General features: G+C 36.1%; 7 protein-coding genes. 2 read left to right on the top strand and 5 right to left on the bottom strand.

Annotated features, from left to right (window positions below; all coding sequences use genetic code 11):
- Positions 1-325: 325 nt before the first annotated feature.
- Positions 326-1,225 (bottom strand): DMT family transporter, encoded by a 900-nt coding sequence (locus RCJ95_RS23550; RefSeq protein WP_312131055.1) that lies wholly within the window; start codon positions 1,223-1,225, stop codon positions 326-328.
- 132 nt (positions 1,226-1,357) lie between these two features.
- Between RCJ95_RS23550 and RCJ95_RS23545 the strand changes: the two genes are divergently transcribed.
- Both RCJ95_RS23545 and RCJ95_RS23540 read left to right on the top strand, forming a co-directional pair.
- The gene (locus RCJ95_RS23545) at positions 1,358-2,080 is read left to right on the top strand and encodes an MgtC/SapB family protein (RefSeq protein ID WP_221681307.1); all 723 of its coding nucleotides are present in this window, start codon (positions 1,358-1,360) and stop codon (positions 2,078-2,080) included.
- Positions 2,081-2,094: 14 nt separating this feature from the next.
- Complete coding sequence (locus RCJ95_RS23540; RefSeq protein WP_312131056.1) at positions 2,095-3,078, top strand: cation diffusion facilitator family transporter; 984 nt, start codon at positions 2,095-2,097, stop codon at positions 3,076-3,078.
- Between the two features lie 53 nt (positions 3,079-3,131).
- Here RCJ95_RS23540 and RCJ95_RS23535 read toward each other — a convergent pair whose 3' ends face one another.
- The 4 genes from RCJ95_RS23535 to RCJ95_RS23520 all read right to left on the bottom strand — a co-directional run bounded on the left by RCJ95_RS23535 (position 3,132) and on the right by RCJ95_RS23520 (position 8,242).
- Positions 3,132-3,830 (bottom strand): hypothetical protein, encoded by a 699-nt coding sequence (locus tag RCJ95_RS23535; RefSeq protein WP_257520402.1) that lies wholly within the window; start codon positions 3,828-3,830, stop codon positions 3,132-3,134.
- A 359-nt stretch (positions 3,831-4,189) separates the two neighbouring features.
- Complete coding sequence (locus RCJ95_RS23530) at positions 4,190-5,353, bottom strand: iron-containing alcohol dehydrogenase (RefSeq protein ID WP_257520403.1); 1,164 nt, start codon at positions 5,351-5,353, stop codon at positions 4,190-4,192.
- 367 nt (positions 5,354-5,720) lie between these two features.
- Positions 5,721-6,965 (bottom strand): Glu/Leu/Phe/Val family dehydrogenase, encoded by a 1,245-nt coding sequence (locus tag RCJ95_RS23525; protein ID WP_257520404.1) that lies wholly within the window; start codon positions 6,963-6,965, stop codon positions 5,721-5,723.
- A gap of 83 nt (positions 6,966-7,048) precedes the next feature.
- A complete protein-coding gene (locus RCJ95_RS23520) occupies positions 7,049-8,242 on the bottom strand; it encodes an ornithine--oxo-acid transaminase (protein ID WP_004233780.1) in 1,194 nt (397 codons plus the stop codon).
- Positions 8,243-8,609 lie beyond the last annotated feature (367 nt).

The following is an 8,609-nucleotide window of genomic DNA, read 5'->3' as shown; positions in this document are numbered from 1 at the left end:
ATGTATTAGGCACGCCGCCAGCGTTCGTCCTGAGCCAGGATCAAACTCTCCATAAAAGAAATTTGATTAGCTCAAATTGTTTTGCTGGCATCATGTTTGATGTCCAAAATTGTGTTTCGTTCACTAGTAAAACTAGCTACTTAAAACTTTATTGATTACGTTTTGCCTGTTCAGTTTTCAAGGTTCATTTTATTCAAGTCGTTTTCAGCGACTTTATTATCTTACCTCATTCTTAACTATAAGTCAACAACTTTTTAAAACTTTATTTTCAAGCGTTTCTTCTTGTTAAGGACAAGTAATAATATATAATATAGCATTTTAAAAATCAAGCATTTTTCATAAAAAAATTAAAAATCTTTTTAATATCTATTACAAACAATAGAATTCCTGCTAATACAATCAATCCACCGATGATTTGTGTCATGATTAAATACTCTTTAAATATCACCAAAGCTAAAAGAGCAGCTCCTACAGGCTCAAATAATATAGCAATTGAAACAACATTCGTACTAACATATTTAATTGACCAATTAAACAAAGTATGACCAAGTAAATTTGGGATTAATGCTAATAAGAAAAACCATAACCAATCCATCGAAGAATATGGACCAAATGATTCCCCTTTAATCATTACATATATAAATAAAGTGATGGTACTTACAACATATACAACCATTGTATAGGTCACAAGTGATAATCTTTTACGTACATCCTGTCCTAATAGAAAATAAGCTGTTGCAAGTGCACATGCAACGAGCGCCAGTACATCTCCATAAAAGGCTGTTCCACTTACTTTAAAATCGCCCCAACTAATTAAAACACTTCCTATTATTGCAATGGATCCTGCTACGATTGTTTTCATCGTAATTTTTTCTTTAAAGAAAAAATAAGTGCCCACAAACGCAAACAAAGGTTGTAGCGTTACTAAAACTGTTGAACTTGCTACTGAAGTATAGTTGAGTGATTCAAACCATAATATAAAATGAAAAGCTAAAAAAATCCCAGCAACTGAAGAAAATAGCCAATCACGTCTTTTTAAAGTTGCTAACTCCTTTGTATATCCTTTTAAAAACCATGGCGCCATGATTAAAACGGAAAATAGCATGCGATAAAATGCTATAATCCCCGCTTCCGCCGATGCTAATTTCACAAAAATTGCTGACATCGATACTGAAATTACACCGATCACAATTGGGATGTATGGATGAATTTTTGGCTGCTCCAAAAAACCCCACCTTCCTAAAAAAATACTTATATGTCCTTACTTCATGTTGTACAATACAAAAAAGTGATGCACATATAATAATGACAGTTTGCATATCTCTTAGCAATACGAAATAACAACGGAGGGTTGTGTATGGAAACATTATTCGAAAATATGATTACATATGAAGTTGGCATAAAATTAGTTATTGCAGCCACATTAAGTTTAGTAATCGGTATCGAAAGGGAATTAAAGAAAAAACCAGTTGGATTAAAAACAAGTTTAGTTATTGCTACTTTCAGCTGCTTATTAACGATTATCTCCATTGAAACAGCCTACTCAACCCCCGCTAGAGAAGATATTAATATTACGATGGACCCTCTTCGTTTAGCAGCACAAATTGTTAGTGGAATTGGCTTTCTTGGTGCAGGAGTCATTCTAAGACGCGGGAATGACAGCATTACGGGTTTAACAACCGCTGCTATGATCTGGGGAGCCGCTGGTATCGGTATTGCGGTTGGTGCAGGTTTTTACATGGATGCAACACTAGCTGTTGTGATCATTGTTTTTGGAATTGAAGTACTATCACCTTTTCTTATGAAAATCGGACCCAAGCGAATTCGTATGCGGGAAATTTTATTAAAAGTTCAAATTGATGATGACAACCATACAGAAGCATTTCTATTATTTTTAAAGGACAACAACATTATCATTGAAAATATACGCATTAAAGATGTGCACTTAAAAAATGATAGTGTTTTACATGAGTTAGATTTACGCCTTTCCTTAATCGTCTCGGATAATTTGTTGTCCTTTTATCGTTCATTACGAGCACTATCTTATATAGAAAAAATCGAAATGGAAATTTTAAACTAGTTGGAGGATTTTTTATGGCAGAACTATTAAAACTACTAAAAGACGGCAACAAACCCTCTCTAATGGCTGCATGTGTAAATGCCTTTTTAGGAATTATTAAAGGAATCGCCTTTTTCTTTACAGGTAACGTGGCGATGTTTGCAGAAATGATGCACTCTCTAGGCGATGCAGCAAACCAATTATTTGTGTATATAGGCTCAGCACTCTCTAAAAAGGCACCTACAAAACAATTTCCTGGTGGCTTCGGTCGTATTGTCAATTTAGTTTGCCTTTTTGCCGTAATAATTGTAGCTATCCTTTCTTATGAAACAATAAAAGAAGGTTGGCATCATTTTATTCATCCCGCAGGAGAGTCGAGCGGGATACTGATCGCCCTAGGAGTATTATTCATCGGGATTGTTTTAGAAGGGACGGTTCTAGCTAAAGCGGCTTCAGAAGTGTTACATGAAGCAGGTCAAGAAAAGGCAGGTATCGCAGCTATTCCCAAAGCTTTCTCATACTTGAATAGGGCAAAACCGGCAACAAAATTAGTTTTTATGGAAGATTTAGTTGCTACTGGGGGCAACTTCTTAGCCTTTGCTGCTATTTTAATTGCTTATTTTACAGGTTGGGGTCGAATAGAAGGGCTAGTTTCGATGATAATTGGGGTCATGATGTTTTATGTAGTTGGTAAGGTATTCCTCGATAATGCACGTGGCGTCATTGGCGAGACTGATGAAGAGATGTTAAACCATATCGCTCACCTCGTAATGGATGATCCGAATATAAAAGATATTGTGCGTCTTGAAGTGATTAAAGAAGGAGAGTTTTTACATGTAGAATTAGTAGCTGAAGCAGATCCGCTTTTATCGTTAGCCTTTTTAGATGATGTACGTGATCATTTAACAGAGGTAATCCTAAGCCAAAAAGGAGTATCTAAAGTAGCTATTTTATTCGACGAGGATGACGGGAAAGCTAGCTGGATACACGTTGGTGAGAAACCAAATAACTCCATTTAATACTTTATAAAAACAAATAGCCAATTGCCGTATTTCAGGCAGTTGGCTATTTGTTAGACTAATTTTAAATTAGGAATATCCTCATAACCTACATAAACATGGTTTGTAACCATAAAAGTAAGTAATTTATTACAAGCAATCATTTGTCTTTTACCATTCTGATGAATAACAATTTTTGAAAATTGTAAGGAGGCTTGACGATTAGCTAATGCATACTCTTCTGCATTGAGAATATTTCTGCCATCCACATGACAACCCAACACAAAATTTCCTGCAAAAGAATCCTTTAATACATTCGGATGCATGGATTGATAATGTACTTCAGCAATTGAATCTTCTAAATTCATGAATTGATGGGCTACCAAATAATGTTTTAAAGCACCTTTTAAATCAATTGCAATAGCTGTATCTGCTAAAATTGTTCGATAATAAACAGGAACAATCTCAGCACCCCCCAAATACGGCTTAACTTCTACAACAATTTCTCCAGAAGGACGAACAAATAATTGTACAATTGCTTTATTTACACCATCCGAAAAAATAACATTCGTTTGCCCAAAACGCACGCTTTTAAAAAATATACTTTGATCTACAATGTATCCAGTGATAATTTTATCATTTTCAATTTGCAATGATTTCGCTTCAATTCCTAATACTTCTACACAATTTTGCATTTTATAAACATGTTGCTGAAATGGCATTTCTATACAACTTAATGTAACAATACGGTCCTGTAGCAATTGTTTCAACATTTGATCCCTCTCCTCTTTGTTTAATATTGTAATTATTTTAGTAAAGGTGGCTGAACAACTTCTGAACATTGACACACGAATTGACTGATTACGACAAAAAACCATTCTTTTCTGTCATTCAATAAATCACCTTATAGTAAAACAATCTACAATATAGGTTGAATGACTCAATAAAAACATGACTTTACTCACTTAAAATAAAGAAAAATGTATTTGCAATCCCTTTATTATCTATCTATTTTATTATATTGCAGGACTAAAGAAACTTCTACGACAAAATTCTACATTTATCGTTAATTTTTCTTAACCTTGCAATAAAAAAAGTATGAGGCTATAAGCATAGTCTCATACTTAATGTATTAAAGAGAATTTTGTAAAATAGTTCTTACATCTTCCTCTTGCAATCGATTAAAGTTGCCAAAAGGGCCATTTTGCATAGCATGATCTACAATTTGCTGGAATTTCGAATCATCAATATCGTAATCTGCCAAACGACTAGGTGCCCCTAATGATGTCCAAAATGCAGATAAACGATCAATCCCCTCATAAGCAACCTCTTCTACTGTTTTGCCTGTTGCCTCGACTCCAAACACACGTGTTGCTATACCTGCAAAACGCTCAGGATTTACTGGTACATTTAAACGCATCCAATGCGGTTGAAGAATGGCTAAACCACCTGCATGTGGAATGTCATAAACAGCAGATACGGCATGTTCAATATTATGAGATGCCCAATCCCCTCGTGAACCAATTGATAGGAATCCATTTAAACCAATTGTCCCTGCTAATAGAATGGTTTCACGTAACTTCGTATTTTCTAGGTCCTCTAATAATTTTGGAGCTGTCGTAATAACCGTTCGCAATACCCCTTCACACATTTCATCTGTGATAGGAGTATTCGTTGTATTGTGGAAATATTGCTCAAATACATGTGACATCATATCCACTATTCCATATACAGTGTGATTTTTAGGTACAGTCACTGTATATGCTGGATTTAGTATTGAAAATTTCGGGAAGGCTGCTGGACTACCCCAACTTAGTTTTTCTTCAGTAGCAGCATTCGTTATCACTGATCCAGCATTCATTTCTGAGCCTGTAGCAGCAAGTGTTAATACCGTTCCTAGTGGTATAGCTTGTTCTACAAACACTTTACGTTTCACGATATCCCAAGCATCGCCATCATACTTAGCGCCAGCAACAATTAATTTAGAACAATCGATTACTGAACCACCACCCACAGCAAGAACCAAGTCAATTCCTTCTGTTTTGCATATCTCAATACCTCGTCTAGCTGTTTCCACTCGTGGATTTGGCTCTACACCACCTAATTCAAATACAGTCTTATCCGCCTGTTGTAATTTCTCGATAACAGCATCATATACACCATTCAATTTAATACTTCCGCCACCATATACAACTAATACCTTGTTTCCAAATTGCTCTAATTCTTTCGGTAATTTTTCAAGTGCATCCTCACCAAAATGTAGTTTCACTGGGTTAAAAAAAGTAAATGAATCCATCTAATTCGCCCCTTTCTAGTTGGATTTTCTCATAATTACGCTAGAGAAAGCAAAGATTAAACGCTGTCAACACTTTGCTATTTCGAAGGCGTTTTTTCAAGTTGTTTAGATTTTGTTCAGGCAATAGTTGTATAGTACTAGACATTACATAAAATAAAAGGAATTTTTGCACATGCTTATTATTATAATTGTTGTCATAACTATAATTTCGGGCTTTTTTCTGCTAAGATTTTTTAAAATCCAAAAAATAAGGAACGAAAAAAAGATGCTACTAGAACAGCGCCTAGACCACCTTCTTCAATCGAATAAAAATGAAAAAAATGAGTCATCCCATTAATATAGGAATGACTCATTATCTTAATTTTACTTAAACCCAACCACGGAAGCGAGAAGCTTCTGCAGTACGGCGAACACCTACCATGTAAGCTGCTAAGCGCATGTTGATGTTACGTGTTGTTGCTGTTGTATATACATTATCAAATGCTTCGACCATTTTTTTGTATAGACGCTCTTCCACTTCTTCTTCTGTCCAATAATAACCTTGGTTATTTTGCACCCATTCAAAGTAAGAAACTGTAACCCCACCTGCAGAGGCTAATACGTCTGGTACAAGTAAAATGCCACGCTCTGTTAAGATTTTAGTTGCTTCAGCTGTTGTTGGACCATTTGCTGCTTCTACTACGATACTTGCTTTTACATTATGTGCATTGTCAGCAGTAATTTGGTTTTCAATAGCAGCTGGTACTAAAATATCACAATCAAGCTCTAATAATTCTTTGTTAGAAATTGTGTTTTCAAATAAAGTAGTTACTGTTCCGAAGCTATCGCGACGATCTAATAAATAGTCGATATCTAAACCTTCAGGATCATGAAGTGCACCATAAGCATCTGAAATACCGATTACTTTCGCACCTAAATCATGCATGAATTTCGCAAGGAAGCTTCCTGCGTTACCAAATCCTTGAATAACAACACGAGCACCTTTAATATCAATACCACGTTTTTTTGCTGCTTCTTCTATTACGATTGTAACACCTTGTGCAGTCGCACGGTCACGACCTTGAGAACCACCAAGTACTAGTGGCTTACCAGTGATGAAGCCTGGAGAGTTGAATTCATCCATGCGGCTATATTCATCCATCATCCATGCCATAATTTGTGCATTTGTAAATACGTCTGGCGCAGGAATATCTTTTGTTGGTCCTACGATTTGACTTACCGCACGAACATAGCCACGGCTTAAACGTTCGATTTCGCCCATTGACATTTGACGTGGATCACAAATGACACCGCCTTTACCACCGCCGTATGGTAGATCGACAATACCACATTTCAATGTCATCCACATTGAAAGCGCTTTAACTTCCTCCTCAGACACTTGTGGGTGGAAACGAACCCCACCTTTAGTTGGTCCTACAGCATCATTATGTTGTGCACGGTAACCAGTAAATACTTTTGTTGTACCATCATCCATTTTCACTGGAATACGTACTTGTAGCATGCGAAGCGGTTCTTTTAGTAATTCATACATTGCTTCATCATAGCCAAGTTTATTTAGAGCATCTTGAATGACATCTTGTGTTGATGTGAAAAGATTTAAGTTTTCAGACATTATTAAATCGCCTCTTTGTTTTTTTTAATGATAGTTATCGGCATCATTGTAACATACTTCCGAATTAAAATGTGAACATTTTGTTAAAGTTTAAATACTTTTTCAATTTGTTCAATTGACCAATCTAAATCTTCTTGAGAAATAACAAGTGGTGGTGCAAAACGAATCACTGTATCATGTGTTTCTTTACATAATAGACCTAATTCTTTAAGTTTTTCACAGTATGGACGAGCTGCTTCTGTTAGCTCCATACCGATAAATAAACCACGACCACGTACTTCCTTAATAACTGGGTTGTTAATTTCTTTTAATTTACCTTTGAAGTATTCACCAAGTTCGTGTGAACGCTCTGCTAATTTTTCATCTAATAATACTTTAATAGATGCAATTGAAACTGCACAAGCTAAAGGATTACCTCCAAAAGTTGAACCATGTGAACCTGGGTTGAATACACCTAAAATACTACGGTTTGCAGCCACACAAGAAATTGGGAACACGCCGCCACCTAGAGCTTTACCCAAGATATACATATCTGGTTCTACTTCTTCCCAATCACAAGCAAACATTTTACCTGTACGTGCTAAACCAGCTTGAATTTCGTCAGCAATGAATAGTACATTGTTTTCACGGCAAAGTTCACGAGCTGCTTTTAAGAAGCCTTCTGTTGGAATTACGATACCCGCTTCACCTTGAATTGGCTCAATTAAAAATGCAGCAGTGTTTGGTGTAATAGCAGCTTTTAAAGCTTCCAGATTACCATAATCTACTAATTTAACATTTGGTAGCATTGGACCAAAACCACGACGGTATTCTTCATCAGAAGATAAAGATACAGCTAGCATTGTACGACCATGGAAGTTACCATTACATGCAATAACCTCAGCTTTACCCTCTTCTACGCCTTTTACATCATATGCCCAACGTCGAGCTGCTTTAAACGCAGTTTCTACTGCTTCAGCACCCGTATTCATCGGTAATACCATTTCTTTATTTGTTAATTTCCCTACTAGCTCATACCATTCACCAAGATTTTCGCTATAGAAAGCACGTGAAGTTAACGTTACTTTATCAGCTTGCTCTTTTAAAGCAGCGATAATTTTTGGGTGACGATGTCCTTGGTTTACTGCTGAATAAGCAGATAACATATCTAAATATTTGTTACCTTCTGGATCTTTAACCCAAGCACCCTCAGCCTCTGAAATAACGATTGGCAGTGGATGATAGTTTGCCGCACCAAAATTTTGTGTTTGTTCAATAACTTGTTGAGTTTTTGTCATATCCTATTCTCTCCTTACTAATCATCATTATAAAAGAAAGGGACTATGTATCACTATAAGTAGAATGATTAAGAATATAGCAACAATTCAAACGAGAAATTTGCTAACTTCTCCAAGATAAACTACGTCATGAAAGTTTACGGTTTTAGCCAGGGTAGCGTTACCTGGAGAAGTGTCACAAATTTATTCAAAATGCCTCAATTTCTACTTACTTTGAATAGCCCTCACGTCAGTGTGAAAATTAAAGCATTTCTGAAGTTGTTTTTGCTTGCATATGCAGTTGTAGGTAGTCTGGGCCACCTGCTTTTGAATCTGTACCTGACATGTTGAAGCCACCAAATGGTTGGTAACCAACGATTGCACCTGT

Source organism: Lysinibacillus sp. BSL11 (assembly GCF_052928325.1).
The sequence above is the reverse complement of the archived record's forward strand: the minus strand, read 5'-3'. Positions and strand labels throughout refer to the sequence as shown.